The sequence below is a fragment of the Bradyrhizobium sp. A5 genome (assembly GCF_042076515.1).
In the GTDB taxonomy this organism is placed as follows: domain Bacteria; phylum Pseudomonadota; class Alphaproteobacteria; order Rhizobiales; family Xanthobacteraceae; genus Bradyrhizobium; species Bradyrhizobium cosmicum.
This window is the reverse complement of sequence record NZ_CP148990.1, coordinates 3,732,892-3,751,653: the sequence shown is the minus strand read 5'-3', so window position 1 is coordinate 3,751,653 and position 18,762 is coordinate 3,732,892. Positions and strand designations below refer to the sequence as shown.

Annotated in this window: 20 protein-coding genes; 13 read left to right on the top strand and 7 right to left on the bottom strand. The window is 65.4% G+C overall.

Features of this window, described 5'->3' with window-relative positions:
- Positions 1-7 precede the first annotated feature (7 nt).
- The 5 genes from WHZ77_RS18070 (at position 8) to WHZ77_RS18050 (ending at position 5,565) form a co-directional block, all read left to right on the top strand.
- Complete coding sequence (locus tag WHZ77_RS18070; RefSeq protein ID WP_375309173.1) at positions 8-1,267, top strand: CaiB/BaiF CoA transferase family protein; 1,260 nt, start codon at positions 8-10, stop codon at positions 1,265-1,267.
- 51 nt (positions 1,268-1,318) lie between these two features.
- Entirely contained in the window at positions 1,319-2,311 is a 993-nt protein-coding gene (locus WHZ77_RS18065) for a tripartite tricarboxylate transporter substrate binding protein (protein ID WP_375309172.1), read from the top strand.
- Positions 2,312-2,534: 223 nt separating this feature from the next.
- Positions 2,535-3,017 carry a tripartite tricarboxylate transporter TctB family protein gene (locus tag WHZ77_RS18060; RefSeq protein ID WP_375309171.1) on the top strand — a complete coding sequence of 161 codons (483 nt, stop codon included), beginning with the start codon at positions 2,535-2,537 and terminating at the stop codon, positions 3,015-3,017.
- A gap of 11 nt (positions 3,018-3,028) precedes the next feature.
- Positions 3,029-4,564: a tripartite tricarboxylate transporter permease gene (locus tag WHZ77_RS18055; RefSeq protein WP_375309170.1), complete on the top strand. Its 1,536-nt coding sequence runs from the start codon at positions 3,029-3,031 to the stop codon at positions 4,562-4,564.
- Positions 4,561-5,565, top strand: a complete 1,005-nt coding sequence (locus WHZ77_RS18050) for a 4-hydroxythreonine-4-phosphate dehydrogenase PdxA (protein WP_375309169.1) — start codon at positions 4,561-4,563, stop codon at positions 5,563-5,565. Before WHZ77_RS18055 ends, WHZ77_RS18050 begins: the two co-directional genes overlap by 4 nt.
- 16 nt (positions 5,566-5,581) lie before the next feature.
- On the opposite strand, the gene WHZ77_RS18045 is transcribed toward WHZ77_RS18050, so the two are convergent.
- The 3 genes from WHZ77_RS18045 to WHZ77_RS18035 all read right to left on the bottom strand — a co-directional run bounded on the left by WHZ77_RS18045 (position 5,582) and on the right by WHZ77_RS18035 (position 8,274).
- Complete coding sequence (locus WHZ77_RS18045) at positions 5,582-5,998, bottom strand: cupin domain-containing protein (protein ID WP_375309168.1); 417 nt, start codon at positions 5,996-5,998, stop codon at positions 5,582-5,584.
- 13 nt (positions 5,999-6,011) lie between these two features.
- Entirely contained in the window at positions 6,012-6,755 is a 744-nt protein-coding gene (locus WHZ77_RS18040) for an SDR family oxidoreductase (RefSeq protein ID WP_375309167.1), read from the bottom strand.
- A 442-nt stretch (positions 6,756-7,197) separates the two neighbouring features.
- A complete protein-coding gene (locus WHZ77_RS18035; protein ID WP_375309166.1) occupies positions 7,198-8,274 on the bottom strand; it encodes a methyl-accepting chemotaxis protein in 1,077 nt (358 codons plus the stop codon).
- Positions 8,275-8,562: 288 nt separating this feature from the next.
- Between WHZ77_RS18035 and recJ the strand changes: the two genes are divergently transcribed.
- The 3 genes from recJ (at position 8,563) to WHZ77_RS18020 (ending at position 12,213) form a co-directional block, all read left to right on the top strand.
- Positions 8,563-10,404, top strand: a complete 1,842-nt coding sequence (recJ, locus tag WHZ77_RS18030; protein WP_375309165.1) for a single-stranded-DNA-specific exonuclease RecJ — start codon at positions 8,563-8,565, stop codon at positions 10,402-10,404.
- A gap of 92 nt (positions 10,405-10,496) precedes the next feature.
- A complete protein-coding gene (locus WHZ77_RS18025; RefSeq protein WP_375309164.1) occupies positions 10,497-11,306 on the top strand; it encodes an SDR family NAD(P)-dependent oxidoreductase in 810 nt (269 codons plus the stop codon).
- A 109-nt stretch (positions 11,307-11,415) separates the two neighbouring features.
- The gene (locus WHZ77_RS18020) at positions 11,416-12,213 is read left to right on the top strand and encodes an aldolase (RefSeq protein ID WP_375309163.1); all 798 of its coding nucleotides are present in this window, start codon (positions 11,416-11,418) and stop codon (positions 12,211-12,213) included.
- Between the two features lie 17 nt (positions 12,214-12,230).
- On the opposite strand, the gene WHZ77_RS18015 is transcribed toward WHZ77_RS18020, so the two are convergent.
- On the bottom strand, positions 12,231-13,460 hold the full coding sequence (locus tag WHZ77_RS18015; protein ID WP_375309162.1) for a lytic murein transglycosylase: 1,230 nt from the start codon (positions 13,458-13,460) through the stop codon (positions 12,231-12,233).
- 127 nt (positions 13,461-13,587) lie between these two features.
- On the opposite strand from WHZ77_RS18015, the gene WHZ77_RS18010 reads away from it, so the two are divergent.
- The 3 genes from WHZ77_RS18010 to WHZ77_RS18000 all read left to right on the top strand — a co-directional run bounded on the left by WHZ77_RS18010 (position 13,588) and on the right by WHZ77_RS18000 (position 14,426).
- Complete coding sequence (locus WHZ77_RS18010) at positions 13,588-13,848, top strand: hypothetical protein (protein WP_015686380.1); 261 nt, start codon at positions 13,588-13,590, stop codon at positions 13,846-13,848.
- A gap of 58 nt (positions 13,849-13,906) precedes the next feature.
- Entirely contained in the window at positions 13,907-14,158 is a 252-nt protein-coding gene (locus WHZ77_RS18005; protein ID WP_375309161.1) for a hypothetical protein, read from the top strand.
- A gap of 85 nt (positions 14,159-14,243) precedes the next feature.
- Positions 14,244-14,426, top strand: coding sequence for a hypothetical protein (locus tag WHZ77_RS18000; RefSeq protein WP_375309160.1), 183 nt, complete (start codon positions 14,244-14,246; stop codon positions 14,424-14,426).
- 8 nt (positions 14,427-14,434) lie between these two features.
- Here WHZ77_RS18000 and WHZ77_RS17995 read toward each other — a convergent pair whose 3' ends face one another.
- A complete protein-coding gene (locus WHZ77_RS17995; protein ID WP_375314755.1) occupies positions 14,435-14,956 on the bottom strand; it encodes a MarR family winged helix-turn-helix transcriptional regulator in 522 nt (173 codons plus the stop codon).
- A 54-nt stretch (positions 14,957-15,010) separates the two neighbouring features.
- On the opposite strand from WHZ77_RS17995, the gene WHZ77_RS17990 reads away from it, so the two are divergent.
- Together WHZ77_RS17990 and WHZ77_RS17985 are read left to right on the top strand one after the other, a co-directional pair.
- A complete protein-coding gene (locus tag WHZ77_RS17990) occupies positions 15,011-15,490 on the top strand; it encodes a carboxymuconolactone decarboxylase family protein (protein WP_375309159.1) in 480 nt (159 codons plus the stop codon).
- Positions 15,491-15,511: 21 nt separating this feature from the next.
- Complete coding sequence (locus WHZ77_RS17985; protein WP_375309158.1) at positions 15,512-16,015, top strand: cupin domain-containing protein; 504 nt, start codon at positions 15,512-15,514, stop codon at positions 16,013-16,015.
- A 36-nt stretch (positions 16,016-16,051) separates the two neighbouring features.
- On the opposite strand, the gene WHZ77_RS17980 is transcribed toward WHZ77_RS17985, so the two are convergent.
- A complete protein-coding gene (locus WHZ77_RS17980; RefSeq protein WP_375309157.1) occupies positions 16,052-17,047 on the bottom strand; it encodes a DUF808 domain-containing protein in 996 nt (331 codons plus the stop codon).
- Positions 17,048-17,129: 82 nt separating this feature from the next.
- Positions 17,130-18,752 carry a M23 family peptidase gene (locus WHZ77_RS17975; protein WP_375309156.1) on the bottom strand — a complete coding sequence of 541 codons (1,623 nt, stop codon included), beginning with the start codon at positions 18,750-18,752 and terminating at the stop codon, positions 17,130-17,132.
- Positions 18,753-18,762 lie beyond the last annotated feature (10 nt).

Below are 18,762 nucleotides of genomic sequence, written 5' to 3'. Positions count from 1 at the left end.
CGCCCCGATGCAAAGCGATCGATCGCAATCCACCTCTCGCCGCTCGGGGCCGCTGGCCAGCCTCAAGGTCGTCGATCTCACCCACGTCATGGCCGGGCCAACCTGCACTTTGATGCTCGCCGACATGGGCGCCGACGTCATCAAGATCGAGAAATCGCCGAACGGCGACGACACCCGTCATTCGGTGCCGCCGAAGATCGGCGACGAGGCGGCCTCCTTCCTGATGATGAACCGCAACAAGCGCGGCATCGTGCTGGACCTGAAAACCGACGGCGGCAAGCGGGTGCTGCGGCGCCTGATTGCGGACGCCGACGTGCTGGTCGAGAACTTTGCGCCCGGCGCCATGGAACGGCTCGGCTTCGGTTACGAGGAGCTGCACAAGCAGCATCCGTCGCTAATCTACTGCTCGTTGTCGGGCTTCGGCCGCACCGGTCCTTACAAGCACCGCCGCGGGTTTGACCTCGTCGCGCAGGCCATGAGCGGCATCATGAGCTTTACCGGCGAGCGACCCGACGGGCCGCCGGTGAAGTGCGGCCCGCCGCTGTCCGACATCACCGCCGGCCTGCTCGCGAGCATGGGCATCCTGGCCGCCTATGCCCACCGCCTCAAGACCGGCGAAGGGCAGTGGGTCGAGACCTCGCTTTATGAGGCCGCTCTGGTGCAGACCTATTGGCAGTCGACGATCGCGCTGGCGGCAGGCACCGCGCCGCGCGCGATGGGCTCTGCCCATCCGCTCAACGCGCCCTATCAGGCCTTCGAGGCCTCGGATGGCTGGCTCGTGGTCGGCGGCGCCAACAAGAAGCATTGGCTGTTGATGCTGGAAGCGCTTGGTGCGAGCGAGCTCGCCGCCGATCCGCGCTTCGTCACGGGGGCCGACCGCATGGCGAACCTGAAGCAGCTCGAAGCCGTCCTGAGCGAGCGTTTCCGCACCAGGTCGCGGGCGCATTGGCTGGCGGCGCTGGACGAGAAGGGCGTGCCGTGCGGACCGGTGCATGACATGCTGGAGGCGCTCAGCGATCCGCAGACGCTGGCACGCGAGATGGTGGTCGAGGTCGAGCACTCCACCCTCGGCCCGGTGAAGACGATCGGGCTTCCCGTCAAATTTTCTCAGACCCCTGGGAAAGTGCGTACCGGCGCGCCGGTCTATGGTGAGCATACGCGCGAGGTTTTGGCCGAGCACGGGTTCGACCAGAAGCAGATCGAAGCGCTCGAAAAAGAAGGCGCGATCGTGCTGGGCTCAGGCAGGCGCGAGGAACGCGTCGCCTGACCGGACGTCGATACGACAAATAGAACAAGACATAAAAAGTTGGAGGAAATCATGGGTGGGACGTCGAAGCTTTTGTTGTCCGCGGCTGCGGCCGTACTCGCCGGCACCATGCCGGCGCTCAGCGCCTGGCAACCGCAAAAGCCGATCGAATTCGTGGCCACGGCGGGCCCGGGCGGCGGCACCGACAATCTCGCGCGTGCCGTGCAGAACATCATCACCAAGTACAAGCTGACCGAGCAGCCCATCGTCGTCGTCAACAAGGGCGGCGGCAGCGGCGCGGAAGGCTATGTCTACGGCAAGGCCTCCGCCGGCGACCCCTACAAGGTGATCTTCGGCACGTCGAACGCCTGGCAGCAGCCGCTCGTCTCCAAGGTCGCATTCAACTACACCGATCTCACGCCGATCGCGGCGATGGCGCAGGACGAGTTCCTGCTCTGGGTCAAGCAGGACGCGCCGTACAAGACGTCCGGCGACTATCTGAAGGCGGCCGCATCGGCTGAATTCAAGATGGGTGGCGCGCAGTCCAAGGACACCGACGAGGTGCTCACCCGCATGATCGAGAAGGCCGGCGGTATCAAGCTGACCTACATCCCCTTCAAGAGCGGCGCCGAGACCGCGGTGCAGCTCGCTGGCGGACACCTCGACTCTCACGTCAACAATCCCAGCGAAAGCCTCGGGCAATGGCGCGGCGGAACGCAGCGGCCGCTCTGCGTTTTCAGCCCGAAGCGGCTTCCGCAAGGCCCCAAGGTCACCGCGACCGAAGGCTGGAGCGACGTTCCGACCTGTGTCGAGCAGGGCCTCGATATCAAGCAATATGAGCAGCCGCGCACGGTGTGGCTGCCAGGCAAGGTCACGCCGGACCAGGCTGCGTTCTACATCGACCTGATGAAAAAGGTGCAGGCGACGCCGGAGTGGAAAGACTACATCGAGAAGACCTCCCAGGTCGACACGTTCCTGACCGGCGCCGAGTTCGACAAGTTCATCAAGGAGGACCTCGAGCACGTCAGGCAGGTTGCGGGCGAGCAGGGCTGGCTGGTCAAGTGAGGCGGGGCGCGCCACAAAGTCCGCTGTCGTTCCTGCGAACGCAGGGACCCATACCGCGTGATCTATCGAGGTATGCTGGTCGTCGTACCGAAATGGATTTGACGTCGAGACTTCGCCAAACTCCTCCCTGGGGTTTTGGGTCCCTGCGTTCGCAGGGACGACACCGAACGCTGGGGAAGTGCGCCATAGCCTGCCATTGTCCGACGCTGGAGCGGGGCTACCTATGATCTCGCGCCGCGCTCTCGAACTTGCGACTGCCGTGCTCACCGGCAGCTTTGGGGCGGCCGTCGTCGTCTCCAGCCTCGACAACGGCATCGGCTGGTCGAGCGCGGGCGTCGACGCCGGCACGTTTCCGTTCCTGACCGGCATCATCATCGTGCTCGGCAGCCTGTACAATCTGGTGCGGGGCGTGCTGCCGGCTGCGACACTGGCAAATGTTCCGATTGCGATCACGCCGATCGAGCTGCGCCGGCTGGCGGGCCTGTTCGTGCCGGCCGCCATCTTCGTCGCCGCGATCCCGCTGGTCGGGATGTATCTCGCCTCGGCCCTCTACATCTTCGCGGTGCTGGCGATCCCCCGACACCAGTCCGTGCCGCGTGCGTTGGCCATGGCGGGGGCAACGGCCCTCGCGCTCTATGTCGTGTTCGAGCGCATGTTCCAGGTAAGCCTGCCGCATGGTGCGCTGGCCGCCGCGTTCGGCTTCTGACGGAGAGGTCGATGGAAAACCTCCACGAACTCCTGCACGGCTTCACCATCGCGATCACCGTGCCGCATCTGGTCCTGATGGCGGTCGGCGTGCTGCTCGGCATCCTCGTCGGTGTGCTGCCGGGACTCGGCGCGCCCAACGGCGTGTCGCTGTTGCTCCCGCTGACCTTCGGAATGCAGCCGGTGTCGGCGATCATCCTGCTCTCCAGCATGTATTGGGGCGCGTTGTTCGGGGGCTCCGTGACCTCGATCCTGTTCAACATTCCCGGCGAGCCGTCGTCGGTCGCGACCACCTTCGACGGCTATCCCATGGCGCGCGACGGCCGGCCGACGACGGCGCTCGCGACCGCGTTCGGCTCGGCGGCGTTCGGCGCGCTGGTCGGCGTCATCCTGATCACCTTCCTCGCATCCTGGGTCGCGCAGGTTGCTCTCGCCTTCGGCCCGCCGGAATATTTTGCCGTCTATTTCCTCGCCTTCGCGAGCTTCGTCGGTATGGGCGGCGCGGCGCCGATCAAGACCGTCGTCGCGCTTGCGATCGGCTTTGCCATCGCCGCCGTCGGCATCGATACGGTGTCCGGCAGCGTCCGCCTCACCATGGGCATCGACGAACTGGTCAAGGGCGTGAACTTCGTCGTCGCGGTGATGGGCCTGTTCGGCATCGGCGAGCTGCTGGTCGCCGTCGAGGAGGAGTTTCATGCTCGCGCCGTCTCCTCGAAGATCGATTGGCGCGAGGTGTTCCGCGCCGTCGGACGCCTGCCGCGCCACAGCGTTGCGCTGTTGCGCAGCGCCGCGATCGGATGCTGGATGGGGATCACGCCGGGGGGCCCGACTGCGGCCTCCTTCATGAGCTACGGCATCGCCCGCCGCTTCTCGCGCCGCGGCCGGTATTTTGGCACGGGGGAGGTTGAAGGGATCATCTCGCCGGAGACGGCCGATCATGCGGCCGGCACCAGCGCGCTGCTGCCGATGCTCGCGCTCGGCATTCCCGGCTCGGCGACCGCGGCCGTCATGATGGGCGGGCTCATGATCTGGGGACTCAATCCCGGGCCGATGCTGTTTGTCGACCAGAAGGATTTTGTGTGGGGCCTGATCGCCTCGATGTATGTCGGCAATATCGTCGCGGTCGCGCTGGTGCTGCTGACCGTGCCGGTCTTCGCCGCCCTGATGCGAATTCCGTTCGTGGTCATCGCGCCCCTGATCGTGATCATCTGCGTCGTCGGCGCCTATTCGGTGTCGAACTCCTATCTCGACGTGGTCATGATGCTCGGCTTCGGCATCGTCGGCTATCTCTTCAAGAAACTGTTCTATCCGCTGGCGCCGCTCGTCCTCGCGATCGTCATCGGCGACAAGGCCGAGGATGCGTTCCGGCAGTCGATGCTGATGTCGAAGGGGTCGCTTGGGATTTTCTTCGCAAACAAGCTGGTGACGTGCCTGATCGTGGGCGGGATCGCGCTGTTGCTGCTTCCGCTGGTGCTGCAACTCGCACGCCTGCGGCGCCGGGACGCTCCGTCAGCCAATGAGACAGATAGAGAGAAGGTGATCGTATGATCGCAAAGCCGCTCATTGCACTGGCGATGGGAGATCCTGCCGGGATCAGCCCGGAGTTGACGGCGAAGCTCGTGGCGCAGGACGATGTCCGCGCGCGCTGCCGGCTTGTCGTGATCGGCGACCGCCGTATCTTCGACGAGGGCGCGCAGGTCGCGGGCGTCAAGCCGCACCTGACCGTGGTGGAGCAGGGCGCCGACCTTCGAGCTGTGCAGGATGATGCGCTGTTTGTCGACCTCGGCCATCTCGACCCCGCTCAGGTGGAACGTGGGGTGGCGAGCCTTGCCGGCGGCCAATTCGCGCTGGCCAACTACAGGCATGCGCTCGAACTCGGCCGCGATAGCCGCGTCGACGCGGTCTGCTTCACGCCGTTCAACAAGCAGGCGATGCGGCTTGCCCGCGCCGAGTATGACGACGAGATCGCGTTTTCAGCGGAAGTGGTTGGTCTCAAGACCCCGGCCAGTGAATTCAATGTGCTGGACCGGCTCTGGAATGCGCGTGTCACCTCGCATATCCCGCTCAAGGACGTCGCCGGCCGGCTGTCCGGCGAACGCATCCATCGCGCGCTCGAGCTGACCGACGCCTGCATGCGCAACGCCGGCTTCGCACGGCCACGGATTGCGGTCGCCGGCCTCAATCCGCACGCCGGTGACGGCGGCAATTTCGGCCGCGAGGAGATCGACGTGATTGCACCCGTGGTCGCCGCTGGCCAGCGCGAGGGCATTGCCGCCGAAGGGCCGTTCCCGGCCGACACCGTATTCCTGCGCGCCAAAAGCGGCGCCTTCGATGCGGTGCTGACGATGTATCACGACCAGGGCCAGATCGCGATGAAGCTGATGGGTTTCGATCGCGGCGTGACCTTGCTCGGCGGCTTCCCGTTTCCGATCTGCACGCCCGCGCACGGCACCGCGTACGATATCGCGGGTCAGGGGATCGCATCGATCGGCGCCAGCCGTGCCGCGATATTGCTGGCTGCGGAGATGGCGGCGCGGCACGCCGCCTGATTTTTCACAAGCTGCGCTATTTCGAGATCGGCGTCGTCAGCTCCTTGTCGGCGGTGTCCACCACGAACACGGCCAGCAGCTTTGCGGGCTCGGTCTCGCTGGCATTGGCGCTGACGGCGTGGCGGTCACCGGGCTTTTCAAGAAAGTTCTCGCCCTTGTGAAAGACCTTTGCGGGACCGTCATTGACCTGGCTGCGGATCGCGCCTTCGAGGACCGTGGCGTAGATGAAGGCTGAGGGCGCATGGATGTGGGCCGGCGAGGAGCCCCCGGGACCATACTCCACCAGCACGCCTTTCATGCTCTTGCCGGGGACGTTCGGCAGCGCCTGGTCGAACACGACCGACACTTTTGCCAAGGGGCCTGTTGGCTCGGCCGCATGGACCGTCAGGACTGATGCGGCACACACCGCCGTTGCGATCAGCAATCTGCGCATGGGAGTCTCCTTCTCAGAGGTTGGCTAGCCATTTGGCGAGCGGCGTCTTGCCGAGCCGGGCCTCGCCGAGCGGGTTCAGCGAGGTGTCGTCGATGGGAGCGCCGTAATACGGCGCCTTCGGGTCCGCCACCACCGGACGGGCGTCGCCGGACGCCTTCAGACGGCGTGCGATGAATTCGTTGAAGGGCGCCTTCTCAGGTCCTGCGATATCGATCGTGCCGTTGAGCGGCTGGCCCATTGCGACCTCGGCGAGGCGATCGGCGACGTCGTCGGCCGCGATCGGCTGAAACAGTGCGGAGGGAACGACGATCTTGCCCCCAATGACGCCCGTCTCGGCGATAGCGCCGAGGAATTCGAAGAACTGGGTGGCGCGCACGATCGAGTAGGGGACCTCGGAGGATTTGATGATGGTCTCCTGCGCGAGCTTGGCGCGAAAGTAGGAATTGTCCGGTGACCGTTCGGTGCCCACGATCGACAGCGCGACGTGATGCTTCACGGCTGCCGCGGCCTCGGCCGCGACGAGATTTGTGCTCGATCGCTGGAAAAAATCGAGCACGGCGGCGGGCTCCCAGGACGGCGCGTTGGCGACGTCGACGACGACATCCGCGCCCGCAAGCACGGCTGCGAGACCTTCTCCGGTCACGGCATTCACGCCCGATTTCGGCGAGGCGGGCACTGCTTCGTGGCCGTGGCTCTTGAGCTTCGTCACAAGCTTGGACCCGATCAATCCGGTCCCGCCGATCACGACGATCTTCATGGTCTATCTCCTCGGCATGTTGCGAACGTCGGGGCGTCGCACCCCGCGCTAGCCTGATGTGGCCTTATTCTACCGCAGCAATGCGGCAGGCTCTTGCCGGGAACGGGCCTGTGTTGTCGAAAAATGCTCAAGACGCCGTATCGCGATGTGACAGCAATCGGTCAGGTCTCATTCCGCATATCGAGTGGTCGCCTGCGCGGGACTGCGGGTCGCGTTTCGAGCTTCGATGTGCGGGGGAAAGATCGTCAGCACTCAGGAGCCAATGGGCAAGCCTGATGAACGGACGATGCCAGAATGCCAGTGTTTTGCCCGACGAGTCAAACGATCGGCTCGGGCAAAAAAAGCCAACGAAAACAACCCACCGGCTACTGTGCATGGGGTTGTTTTCGCGCTTGTTTAACCGGACGGCTCGCCGTCAGGATTTTATGGGGCGGCTCCCGTCTCAGGCCCCGCAGACGATCACGCCGTACCAGCCGAGCCCGCGATAGGTTTCGTACCCCGGCGTGGCATGAAACGCGACCAGCGTGCCGGAGCGATCCTGATAGAAGCCGGAGCGCTGGCCGCTGAGCGAGAGCGAGATGCGCTCGCTGAGAATGCCCTGGCCATCGGAGGCCGCGATCACGCGAAAGTTCGAGTCGACCAGCAGTACGCGGGCCTTGTCGCTGTCGCCGACGCGGACGCCTTGCACGATCGCGCGGGCCTGCGGCTCCCAGTCGAAATGGATGGCGAGCACGCCGATCGGGGCGCCGTTGGCCTGGCCGCCGGCGCGCACGCTGGCGCAATAGGTCGCGACTTGCGCGTTGCCGAGCAACTGCTGGTTCTCGACGTCGCCGGCGACATAGTCGTCCCCGGAGCGCAAGGTCTTCGCCTCGCGAAACCATTTGGTGTGGGCGACGTTCTGGCCGACCACGCGAAAGCGGTCGGCGCGGCCGTTGGCGATGACGTTGCCCTCGAGGTCGCAGAGCCAGAGGTCGAGATAGACGGTGTAGGCGCCGAGGATGACGCCGAGGCGCTGCGAGGCAAAGGTGACGGCTGCGGGAGCTGGCGAGGCCGCACAATCGACCAGGGCGGAATCGGTCGCCCACCAGCGCACGTCGCAGGTGCGCTCATAGAGGTTGCGGTCGATCAGCTCGACCGCGTTGAGCGACAGGTCGACCATGCGCTCGCCGCGCGAACGCTGGCTCATGCGGTCGATCGAGGAGACGAGATCGCCGGTTCGCTTGGTCAACTGGGTTTCGAGTTCGCGCGCGATACTCTCGACCTGCTGGCCGACGCCGCGCACCTCCTGCGCGACCACCGCGAAGCCCGCGCCTTGCGCGCCGGCGCGTGAGCTTTCGATCAGCGCGTTCAGCGCCAGCATCTTCATCTGGTTGGTGATCTGCTGGATCGCCTTGGTCTTGTCGACCGCAATCTGGTTGACCTCCGCGGTCAGGCGATTGATCAGCGCGGAGATGTCGGAATCATCGTCGGCGGGTTCAGGGGCGATCGGCTTGGCTTTCAGACCCAGCGCTGCAGACATCGGGGGACTTCCCTTGGCAATGAGGCTTGATCTGCAATGAACCCGGAACAATCAAGTACAGATCGAATACGAGTCTTTTTCGAGGATTCAACCTAACGCCTGCTTAATTTGCTGTTCGGCGGAATGCCTAAATGGTAGTCACACCGGCCCGCCGGGCGGCCATCCACCGCTTTGTGCGCCTCGGCCGTTGCAAATCCCCGGGCTTTCCCGGCCAATCCTCCGAAGCCATTGACCGGGCGTCTTGCGTAATCGCCCGGACCCCGAGTTCCCAACAGATCGCCTCTCGTCATGACGCCGCCCGCCACCGCCTTGCCCGTCGAAGCGCCCCAGGCCTTCCTGGGCGTGGCGCGATCGCTTACCGACAAGCTCTGGCGTGACCGGCTGGACGCGCGCGGGGCAGCCAAGGCGCTGGCCATTGTGCAGCGCCATCAATTGCCGGAACTGCTGGCGCGGGTGCTGGCGGGCCGCGGTGTCGATATCGACGAGGTTCCCGATTTCCTCGATCCGACCATCCGTAAGCTCCTGCCGGACCCGTTCACGGTGACGGAGATGGAAGCCGCATCCAAGCGGATTGCGGATGCCGCGGTGAAGGGCGAGAAGGTCGCGATCTTCGGCGACTACGACGTCGACGGCGCGACTTCGGCCGCGCTGCTCACCTGGCATCTGCGCCATTGCGGGCTCGACCCGCTGATCCACATCCCCGACCGCATCTTCGAGGGCTACGGCCCCAACGTCGAAGCCGTTCGCGGGCTGGCGGCAAAGGGCGCCACGCTGCTCGTCACCGTCGATTGCGGCACCACCAGCATCGAGCCGCTGGCCGAGGCGAAGCGCCTCGGCATGTCGGTCGTCGTGATCGACCATCACCAGACCGGCACGGAGCTTCCGGAGGTCGACGCGCTGGTCAATCCGAACCGGCTCGACGATCTCTCCGGTCTCGGCCATCTCGCCGCCGTCGGCCTCGTGCTGGTGACGCTGGTTGCCGTCAATCGCGAATTGCGCCAGCGCGGGTTCTGGAATGCTGAGATGCCCGAGCCCGATCTGCTCGGCATGCTGCATCACGTCGCGCTCGGCACGGTCGCCGACGTGGCGCCGCTGATCGGCCTCAACCGTGCTTTCGTCGCCAAAGGGCTGATCGCGATGCGGCGCCGCGACCATGTCGGCCATACCGCGCTGATGGACGTGGCCCGGCTCAACGGCCCGCCGGAGGCCTGGCATCTCGGCTTCATGCTGGGGCCGCGCATCAATGCCGGCGGCCGCATCGGCCGCGCCGATCTCGGCGTGCGGCTGCTGCTCGAAGCCGACAGCGTCGAGGCGGCGCGGATCGCGGCCGAGCTCGACCGCCTGAACAGCGAGCGCCGTGTCATCGAGCAGGCGGCGGAAGCGCAGGCTGAAGCGGAGGCGCTGGCCTCGATCGGGCTCGAGGATAAAATTGGCGTCATCGTCACGGCCTCGGAAGGCTGGCATCCCGGCGTGGTCGGTCTCGTTGCCTCCCGGCTGAAGGAGAAGTTTTCGCGGCCCGCCTTTGCGATCGCGCTGGAGCCCGGCGGTATCGGCACCGGCTCGGGTCGCTCCATCGCCGGCGTCGACATCGGCAAGGCGGTGCGGCAGGCGGTGGCCGACGGCATTTTGCTCAAGGGTGGCGGCCACGCGATGGCCGCGGGCGTGACGCTGCGCAAGGAAAAGCTCGCCGAGTTTCGTGCCTATCTCGAAAACGCGCTGGCGCAGGACGTCGCCGAGGTCCGCCACGTCAACGAGCTCTACATCGACGGTGCAGTTTCCGCGCGCGCGGTGACGACCGAGCTTGCGGCCACGCTCAACCGCGCCGGCCCGTTCGGCAGCGGCAATCCGGAAGCCGTGCTGGCGCTGCCGGCGCACCAGCTCGTCTATGCCGACGAGGTCGGCCAGGCGCATTTGAGGCTGCGCTTCAAGTCGGGCGATGGCGCCATCGTCAACGGCATCGCGTTCCGCTCGGTGGGACAGAAGCTCGGCAACGCGCTCGTTGCCAATCGCGGCCAGCAATTGCATGTCGCGGGGTCGTTGTCGGTGGACCGCTACCAGGGCGCCGAGCGCGTGCAGTTCCGCGTCATCGACGTCGCTCTACCGGACCAGGGGCCAGCCGTGATTAGATAGCGCATGATCCGGAAAAGTGCGAAGCGGTTTTCCGACAAGATCATGCGCAAGAAAATAACGGCCTCAAACAACAAGAAAGAAAGGGAGTGAACATGGCAGGGCAGGTTGAAGGCAAAGTTGCAGTGGTGACAGGCGGAGCCTCCGGCATTGGAGAGGCGATCGTCGAGCTGTTCGCGCGCGAGGGCGCAACAGTCATTGCGACCGACATCGACGAGCTGCGCGGCCCTGAGCTAGCCAAGCGCATCACCAAGGCTGGCGGCAAGGCGATTTTCCTGGAGCAGGACGTCACCAGCGAGGATCGCTGGATCGAAATCGTCGCCGAGATCGCAAAACGCTATGGCCGGCTCGACATCATGGTCTCCAACGCCGGCATCGGCATTGCCGTGCCGTCGATCGTCGACATGACGCTCGCTGACTGGCGCAGGCAGAACGCGATCAACCTCGACGGCGTGTTTCTCTCGGTAAAACATTGCCTGCCCTTGATGCGCAAGACCGGCGGCGGCTCGATCGTCATGATGTCCTCGCTGGCCGGCCTGCGCGGCTCGCCGGGCCTGTCGGCCTATTCGGCCACCAAGGGCGGCGTACGCCTGTTCGCCAAATCGATCGCGATGGAATGCGCGGCGGCGGGTGACGGCATTCGCGTCAACTCCGTCCACCCCGGCATCATCGATACGCCGATCTGGGGCAAGATCCCCACGGGGGCGACGGGCGCCGGCCAGAACGCGCCGATTGACCCCGAGGAACGCGCCAGGCTGGTCGCACCGCTCGCCCGCGCCGGCCAGGCCGCGGAGATCGCCTCCGGCGTGCTGTATCTGGCGTCCGATGCGTCGCGTTATGTCACCGGCAGCGAACTCGTCATCGACGGCGGCATGAACGCCGGCGGCGTGCCGCGGCGGCAATAAGCCGCCGCGCGGGCTGCGAAGGGCAGGGTGGCGCCCCGCAGGGGCTGACGCGCAAGCGTCGGCCCTGTACAAGGCGGACAGCTCCCGACCGACAAAGGTGTCCTTCGCCATGGCGCACAGCCTTCACTCGACTTCTTCCGCGCCTGAGCCCGTCCGCTCGAACCGGCCGGACCTTGCCACCGACGCAATCCGCACCGCGCGCGAGGACCTCGCGGCCTGCTTCCGCATGGCCGCGCGCAACGGTTTTGAAGAGGGCATCTGCAATCACTTTTCGGCCGTCGTGCCCGGCCACGACGACCTCTTTCTCGTCAATCCCTACGGCTATGCCTTCCGCGAGTTGACCGCGTCAAAGCTGCTGATCTGCGATTTCCACGGCAATGTGCTCGACGGCGAGGGCGTGCCGGAGGCGACCGCCTTCTACATCCACGCCGAGATGCACAAGCGCCTGCCGCGTGCCAAGGTCGCTTTCCACACCCACATGCCCTACGCGACCGCGCTATCGATGACCGAGGGCGATCCGCTGATCTGGGCCGGCCAGACTGCGTTGAAGTTTTACGGCCGCACGGCGGTCGACCGCGATTACAACGGCCTTGCGCTCGACAACCGCGAGGGCGCGCGCATCGCCTCCGCCGTCGGCGATGCCGACATCGTCTTCATGAAGCATCACGGCGTGATGGTGCTGGCGCCGACCATCGCGGAGGCCTGGGACGATCTCTACTATCTCGAACGCGCCGCCGAGGTGCAGGTGCTGGCGATGTCGACGGGACGCAAGGTTCTGCCGGTCGATCCCGCCATTGCCGCCGAGACCTACAAGCAGATGCGCGAAGGCGATTCCGAATCCGCGCGACTGCATCTTGCAGCCGTCCGGCGGCAGCTCGACGCCGAAGAGCCGCAGTACAGGCACTGAGGCGGCCTACGACCCTTCTAGGGCCCTTGCCGCAACTTCGCCAGCACCTTGAGCCCGCCATATCCATCGGCGGGCGTAATCCCCGCGCGCTGCTGAAAATCCTTGATCGCCTTCATGGTGTCGTTGCCGACGCGGCCGTCGGTGCCGCCGGTGTCGAAGCCGGCCTTGGTCAGCCGCGTTTGCATCTCCTGCACCTCGGCGAGCGTCAGCGCACGCTCGGAGCCGGGGAAGGGTTGGATGAAGGGCGGCCCGCCGAGGCAGCGGTCGCCGAGATGGCAGATCGCCAGCGCGTAATTCATCGAGGGATTGTAGCTCTTCACCGCGTTGAAGTTCGGTCCGAGCAGGAAGGACGGCCCGCCTGCAACCGGCGTCCAAAGCCGCGCGGATGCGTTTGGCTGCGGGAACGGCTGGCCGTCGGCGCGGGTGACGCCGGCCGCCTGCCACGCTGCATAGGTTCGGCTGCCGCTCGCATCGCCGGACGCGCGCACCTCGTAGCCCCAATGCTCGCCGCGGCGCCATTTGCCGCGATTGACGAGGTATTTTGCGGTCGAGCCCAATGCGTCGTCGGGCTTGCCGAACGGCGAGACCTTGCCGTCGCCGTCATAGTCGATGCCGACATTGAGCCAGACTTCCGGCATCCATTGTGAATGCCCCATCGCGCCGGCCCAGGACCCCTGCATCTCCTGCGGCGTGCTCCAGCCCTTGTCGACGATGCGCAGCGCATTGATCAGCTCGGTCTCCCAATAGGCCTTGCGGCGCGGCTCGTTCCAGGCGAGCGCGGCAAGCGAGGGGAATATCGGCGTCATGTGGTTCTGCTGCACCAGCGGATCGCCATAGGCCGACTCGACGCCCCATAGCGCCAGCAGTGTGCCGCGCTCGACGCCGAAATCGCGCTCGATTCGTGCGAGCAGCGCCTCGTTGTTCCTGAGCGCGATCTTGCCGTTGATGATGCGCCAATCCGAGACGCGGCGGTTGATGTATTGCCAGACCTGCTCGTGGAATTCAGGCTGGTTGCGCATCTGCTTGAACACGCTCATGTCCGGCTCGACTCGCCCCATCGCGCGCTGCCAGGTCGCCGCCGAGATGCCCTTGGCCATCGCGCGTGCACGAAAACTCTCGCGCCATTCGTCGAAGCCCGGAGGCGCGGCGATGGACCGCGTTGGCAATGCGAGTATGGCGGCCGCGCTGAGCGTGGATTGCAGCAGGGCGCGGCGGGTGGGATGGGCCGAGGAATCAGCTTGTTTCATGGCCGCATTCTAGCGGGAAACATGGCCCGTGTGAGTCGGTTCCTGGAACACCGGGAATAGGCCGCTCTGCCCCGGAACAAAGTGTCGCACTGCTGCATTCCTTCCCCACGACAATGAGGAGGACAAAATGAGGAAGTATCTGTTTGCCGCCGCCATGGTCACCGCCATCGCGGCCCCTGCATTCGCGGATGAAGTCGGCGTTCATGTCGGCCCGGTTGGCGCCGGCGTGACGGTCGGACAGTCCCACGAGTATCGTGAGCGGGACCGCGATCGTGACCGCACCACGGTCATCAGGGAGCGCGAGCCATCGAGCCGCACCACCGTGATCAAGAAGGAAGATGAATACGGCAATCGCAGCAAGACCGTGATTCATCACGACAACGACTGACGGAACAGGGTCCCGGCAGACCGCCGGGGCCCGCCTTCGTCGAGAATTCGGGGGTGGAATGAAGATACGCGCGCATGCGGAAAGCCACGTCGTCGAGCTGGACGACGGATCGCAATGGCAGATCTTTCCCGGCGATCTCGCAACGACGCTGAGCTGGAAGCCTGAAACCGACCTGCACCTGGAGCCGAGCGGCGAGCGGGTGAGTTCGCATGTGCTGGTAAATGCCACCGACCATAGCCGCGTGCGTGTGATCGCCGCCGGCGCGACTTGGCCCGATGGCGAGGTTAAGAAAGCATTGAAGGGTGGCTAGGGCCCGCTCATACCTAGCCAGATGTTCCCATTTTTAAGCCTGTGATTTTATGGTCGGTTCGCTTCCGTCTGCGCATGATGGGCGCATGCGAGAGCTGTTCGACATCATTCGTGCCAATCCCTGGCCGTTCGGCGCCGGGCTTCTCATCGTGGTCCTGATGATCATCGCCGAGAGCTTTGGCCGCGGCATTCATGGTGACGGCGCCGCTGGCGGCGACTTCTCGGATGCCGGCGGGTGTGACGGCGGCGGGGACGGAGGGGGCGACTAAGGCCTCGCTTAGTCCTCCTGCAAATCAGCTGCGATGCCGGCTAGCCAGCGGCGAATGCTTGCCTCGGCCTTGGCATCGAGGCTACCGGCGAGACGCTTTTCCAATGCGATCACACGTTCCCGGCACGCCCTAAGCAACGTTGTGCCGCGCGGCGTCATTGTCCACTGCTGGATGCGCCCGTGGACAGGGTGGGGCGTCATCTCAATGGCGCCGTCACGTTCGAGGTTGCGGATGATCACGCCGACCGTCTGTGGCGTCAGGAAGGTGAGGCGGGCGACGTCGGCGCCGGATAGTCCCGGATAGGCATTCAGCATCGTCAGCACTGCAAACTGCGGCGAGGTCACGCCGAGATCGGCAAGCGTGCGTTCCATCGTCAGCCGAACCGCGGCATGGGCCTGGCGCAGGAGATAGCCGAGATAGCCTTCTTCGCCGCGCTTGCCTTCGCCCGGGGCAGGGACCCGCACGGCGGCAGGCCCGGCGGCTTTGCGCCGGGATTTCGACCTCGTGATGTCAGGCGGCTTGCGCAAGATGTAAGTGCTCTTATAATATGTAAGCAGTCTTACAATAACACGAGGTGAACGGCAATGTCACACGCGCGCAGCGAATACGAGGATTTCAAGCGGATCGCGCCAGATGCGTATGAGCTGGTTTTGGCGCTGGGGCAGGTTGCGGCCAAGGCGGGTCTCGACAAGCAGCTTATCGAACTCGTCAAGCTGCGCGCCTCGCAGATCAACGGCTGCGCCTTCTGTGTTCAGCATCACATCCTGTTTTCCGAGCGCATCGGCGTGCCCGTGGACAAGCTCAATCTGGTCGCGGTCTGGCGCGAGGCGCCGATCTTTTCCGCGCGCGAGCGCGCCGCGCTGGCCTGGGCCGAGGCGCTGACCTTCCTGCCCGACGGCGTCAGCGACGAGGTCTACACGGAGGCCAGCCGCGAATTCTCCGAGACCGAGCTGATGTACCTGACTTCGGCGGTGGCCTCGATCAACGTCTGGAACCGCTTTGGCGCGGCGTATCGCTGGACGCCGACGAAGCGGCCGGTGGCGGCGAATGCTGCGGCGTCCTGATCGCAACGAGGGGAGGTTGTCATGACCGCAATGAGTTTGGCCACCATGCATCGCCCGGTGTCGTCGCGCTCGCTGGCGCTGGCTGTCTTCGGAGGGCTCGCCTGCGCGCTGGCGATCGGCAAGGCGCTCCCGGTGGCGATGGACACGGTCTCCGGCGTACTGGCGCCGCTGTGTGCGGCGGCAGCGGAGAGTTCGCCGCTCGACAAGGTCGAACCGATCGGCTCCTACGCGCTGCCCAACGTGCCGGGGAAGCGCGTCACCATCGTACGCGTGTTCTACGGACCCGGGGGATTTTCGCGGCCGCACCGCCACGCGGGCTCGGTGACCGCCTACATCACCAAGGGCGAGATCCGCTCCCAGCTCGGCGGAGGTCCGGTCGAGACGTTCAGCGTCGGCCAGTCCTTCTTCGAACCGCCGGGATCGACGCACCTGGTCTCGGCCAACGCCAGCTCCACAGAGCCCGCGGAATTGGTCGCGGTATTCGTGGCGGACGAAGGCGCACAGCTGACGACGTTGCTGGAGTAGCTCGCTTTCGTCGTCCTCAATCTGCGTCCAGCAGACTCAGCGGCCCTCTAGGCCAACTGATCGCCTCAATCGTTTCCATGCAGGGGAGAGGCCGTATTCGACTGCTGGAATCGCAAGTGCCCCGACAAGCAATCCGAGCACGCCGGAGATGAGCGCCTCGACCGTCCATTCGATCATGCCGGCAACTGACGGAAGGATGTGCGCGGCCGCCTCGGTTGCGGCATGGACGGTGCGGCCAACCAGAGGCGGCCCGTATTTTTCGAAACCGTGCAGGATGATACCTCCGCCGACCCAGATCATGGCGGCGGTGCCGATCATGCTCAGCACCGTCAGGAAGCTGGGCATTCCGCGAACGAGCGCGCGTCCCATCAAGCGGATCGCGCGGCCAATGACGGAGGCGCTGTCATAGCGTGCGAGGGCCAGGCCCACATCGTCCGCCTTCACGATCAGGGCGACCACGCCGTAGACCCCGACAGTGATGCCGAAGCCGACCAGCGCCAGCACCAGCGCCTGCGTCCAGATGCTGCCCGCCGGGAGGGCTGCCAGCGTGATCGCCATGATCTCAGCCGACAGGATGAAATCCGTCTTGATGGCGCTCGCGACCTTCTCGTCCTCGACCGACCGGGCATTCAGCGCAATCGGCTGGGCCTGAGATTCGTGGTCGCGCGCATGATGCGGGATTACGGCTTCGAATACCTTCTCGGCACCCTCGTAGCAGAGAAAGGCTCCGCCCAGCATGAGCAGCGGCGTGACAGCGGTGGGAAGGAAATAACCAAGCAGCAGAGCAAGGGGGAGCAGGATCAGCAACTTATTGCGCAGCGAGCCGACCGCAATCTTGCCGACGATCGGCAATTCGCGTTTCGCAGCAAAACCGATGACGTAGTTTGGTGTGACGGCTGCGTCATCGATGACCACTCCTGCCGCCTTTGTGCCTGCTTTGGCAGCCTGGCTCGCTACATCGTCGAGCGAGGCTGCTGCCACCTTCGCAATCGCTGCGATGTCGTCGAGAAGACCGATCAGTCCGACACTCATCAACCCTATCCTTCCTGGTTCAAGCCGAAGGTTCGCGCGACAGCGCGCTCTTGCGTGGCTCGACACCGGAACGAGCAAGTCGTCAATTCTCCTCGCCGCTCGATCCTTCGCGCAGGTCCGGCTTGATCACGTCCTCCGGCAGCGCATGGGCCACCGGCTGCGTTGTGACCGCGATCTCCGGGCCGGCCTCGCGGCCGCGGGCGCGGATCAGGCGTTCATAGGCCGAGACCAGGGTGACGTAGGGGCTCACCCAGATCCAGCCGTCGCGCGTGAACACCTGGACGTCGAAATGCAGATGCATCGACGTGCCGGCCGGATGGTCGAGATAGTTCGAGACCACGCCGATCCTCTCGCCCTCGGTAACGAGACGTCCGTTGAGCACGCCGTCCGCGTTCAGCGCCTGCGGGTTCATGTGCATGTAACGGAAGCGGGTGTGCTCGGTCCGGCTGTTGATTTCGAGCGTCGCCGCCTGGTCCTTGGCGCCGCGGATCACGATGGCGTCGCGCACGGCGACGACGGCGCGCTGCTTGGGATCGCAGGGCTCGCGGCCCTCGCCGGGCGGTGGGCAATCAGCGGCGCGGATATCCTCGCCCTGATGCCCGTAACCGCCTCCGCATTGCCAGACCTCGAAGCTACGGGACTCGCAGAAATTATCGCGCCAGGGATAGGCGGTCGGACCTTCGCTTTTGTCGCGCTTGCCGTAGGATTGCGAGCGGAGGAAGGCAGGTGCCTTCTCGAGTGGAAATCGGATCTGGGCATAAGCCATCACGTCGGGATGGCCGGCCTTGTTGCGATAGCCGGTGTTCGGGATGATGTCGCCGCTCGGCCGGTAGCTGAAGTCCGCCGAACGCGCCGCGGGACGATCGATGACGTCGGAAGCGACGTCCGTCAGCGGCCGCATGCGCTGGCCGCCCGCGATCCGCAGCGCTTTCAGGAAGCGCTCGGCAACCGGATAGGCCTCCTTGCAAGCGAGCCGTCGCGGCTTGGCGACGCTGTCGAGGCACTGGACCGACACCACATAGGCGACGCCAAAGCGCGTGAAGGCGTAACGGACATAACCTTCCCTGATGAACCTGCGCAGGTCCGGAAAGGTTGCCGCGAGCGGCTTGACCGGCTCGCCCTTGCCGCCGGCGGGATCGGCGATGTCATAGATCAGGGCCGAGCCGGTAATCTGCACCTCGACCGGCCTTGTGAAGACTCGGCTCGGCATGCCATCACCCGCGCCGGGCTCGAACGAAAAGCTCGCGCTGTAGCCGGCGGGGCCGGCATCGAACATGTCGACGGAGTTGAAATCGGCCTGATAGCGCGGCAGCGCCAGCGTCGCCGGCGCGCCGTTACGCTGCGCCTCGAAATAGGCTGCGGCGTCGAACGGCAGCAGCACGGGAACGGAGCTGCGGGCGATGCCGGTGAAGAATTGCGAGGAGACCGCGTTGATCTGCACCAGCGCCGGCATGGCGCGCGGATCGTAACGCGGCACCGAACGGCGGGGTGCGAAGATGAAGTCGCCCGCGATCGTGGGACGGCTGTTGATCTCGGTACGGAGCTGGTCGAGCGCTGCGCGCCAGTCGACGCGCAGGGCCGTGAGCGAAGGGCTGCGGATTTCGTCCGCGGCGAGCGGAGTGGCGGTGAGGAGCGACAGCGACGCCAGAAGCAGCGAGACGAAGCGGAAACTCTTCCCAACCACTGTCTCGCCCCCTGGCGGCACCTGTTCCTGA

Excerpts from the sequence above, each read along its gene's own strand:
- WHZ77_RS18005 (WP_375309161.1), top strand. The coding sequence starts at position 13,907 with ATGAAGATACGCGCGCATGCGGAAAGCCACGTCGTCGAGCTGGACGAC.
- WHZ77_RS18015 (WP_375309162.1), bottom strand. The coding sequence starts at position 13,460 with ATGAAACAAGCTGATTCCTCGGCCCATCCCACCCGCCGCGCCCTGCTG.
- WHZ77_RS18025 (WP_375309164.1), top strand. The coding sequence starts at position 10,497 with ATGGCAGGGCAGGTTGAAGGCAAAGTTGCAGTGGTGACAGGCGGAGCC.
- WHZ77_RS18000 (WP_375309160.1), top strand. The coding sequence starts at position 14,244 with ATGCGAGAGCTGTTCGACATCATTCGTGCCAATCCCTGGCCGTTCGGC.
- WHZ77_RS18050 (WP_375309169.1), top strand. The coding sequence starts at position 4,561 with ATGATCGCAAAGCCGCTCATTGCACTGGCGATGGGAGATCCTGCCGGG.
- WHZ77_RS18045 (WP_375309168.1), bottom strand. The coding sequence starts at position 5,998 with ATGCGCAGATTGCTGATCGCAACGGCGGTGTGTGCCGCATCAGTCCTG.
- WHZ77_RS18060 (WP_375309171.1), top strand. The coding sequence starts at position 2,535 with ATGATCTCGCGCCGCGCTCTCGAACTTGCGACTGCCGTGCTCACCGGC.
- WHZ77_RS18020 (WP_375309163.1), top strand. The coding sequence starts at position 11,416 with ATGGCGCACAGCCTTCACTCGACTTCTTCCGCGCCTGAGCCCGTCCGC.
- WHZ77_RS17990 (WP_375309159.1), top strand. The coding sequence starts at position 15,011 with ATGTCACACGCGCGCAGCGAATACGAGGATTTCAAGCGGATCGCGCCA.
- WHZ77_RS18035 (WP_375309166.1), bottom strand. The coding sequence starts at position 8,274 with ATGTCTGCAGCGCTGGGTCTGAAAGCCAAGCCGATCGCCCCTGAACCC.
- WHZ77_RS17980 (WP_375309157.1), bottom strand. The coding sequence starts at position 17,047 with ATGAGTGTCGGACTGATCGGTCTTCTCGACGACATCGCAGCGATTGCG.
- WHZ77_RS18055 (WP_375309170.1), top strand. The coding sequence starts at position 3,029 with ATGGAAAACCTCCACGAACTCCTGCACGGCTTCACCATCGCGATCACC.
- recJ (WP_375309165.1), top strand. The coding sequence starts at position 8,563 with ATGACGCCGCCCGCCACCGCCTTGCCCGTCGAAGCGCCCCAGGCCTTC.
- WHZ77_RS18070 (WP_375309173.1), top strand. The coding sequence starts at position 8 with ATGCAAAGCGATCGATCGCAATCCACCTCTCGCCGCTCGGGGCCGCTG.
- WHZ77_RS18010 (WP_015686380.1), top strand. The coding sequence starts at position 13,588 with ATGAGGAAGTATCTGTTTGCCGCCGCCATGGTCACCGCCATCGCGGCC.
- WHZ77_RS18040 (WP_375309167.1), bottom strand. The coding sequence starts at position 6,755 with ATGAAGATCGTCGTGATCGGCGGGACCGGATTGATCGGGTCCAAGCTT.
- WHZ77_RS17985 (WP_375309158.1), top strand. The coding sequence starts at position 15,512 with ATGACCGCAATGAGTTTGGCCACCATGCATCGCCCGGTGTCGTCGCGC.
- WHZ77_RS18065 (WP_375309172.1), top strand. The coding sequence starts at position 1,319 with ATGGGTGGGACGTCGAAGCTTTTGTTGTCCGCGGCTGCGGCCGTACTC.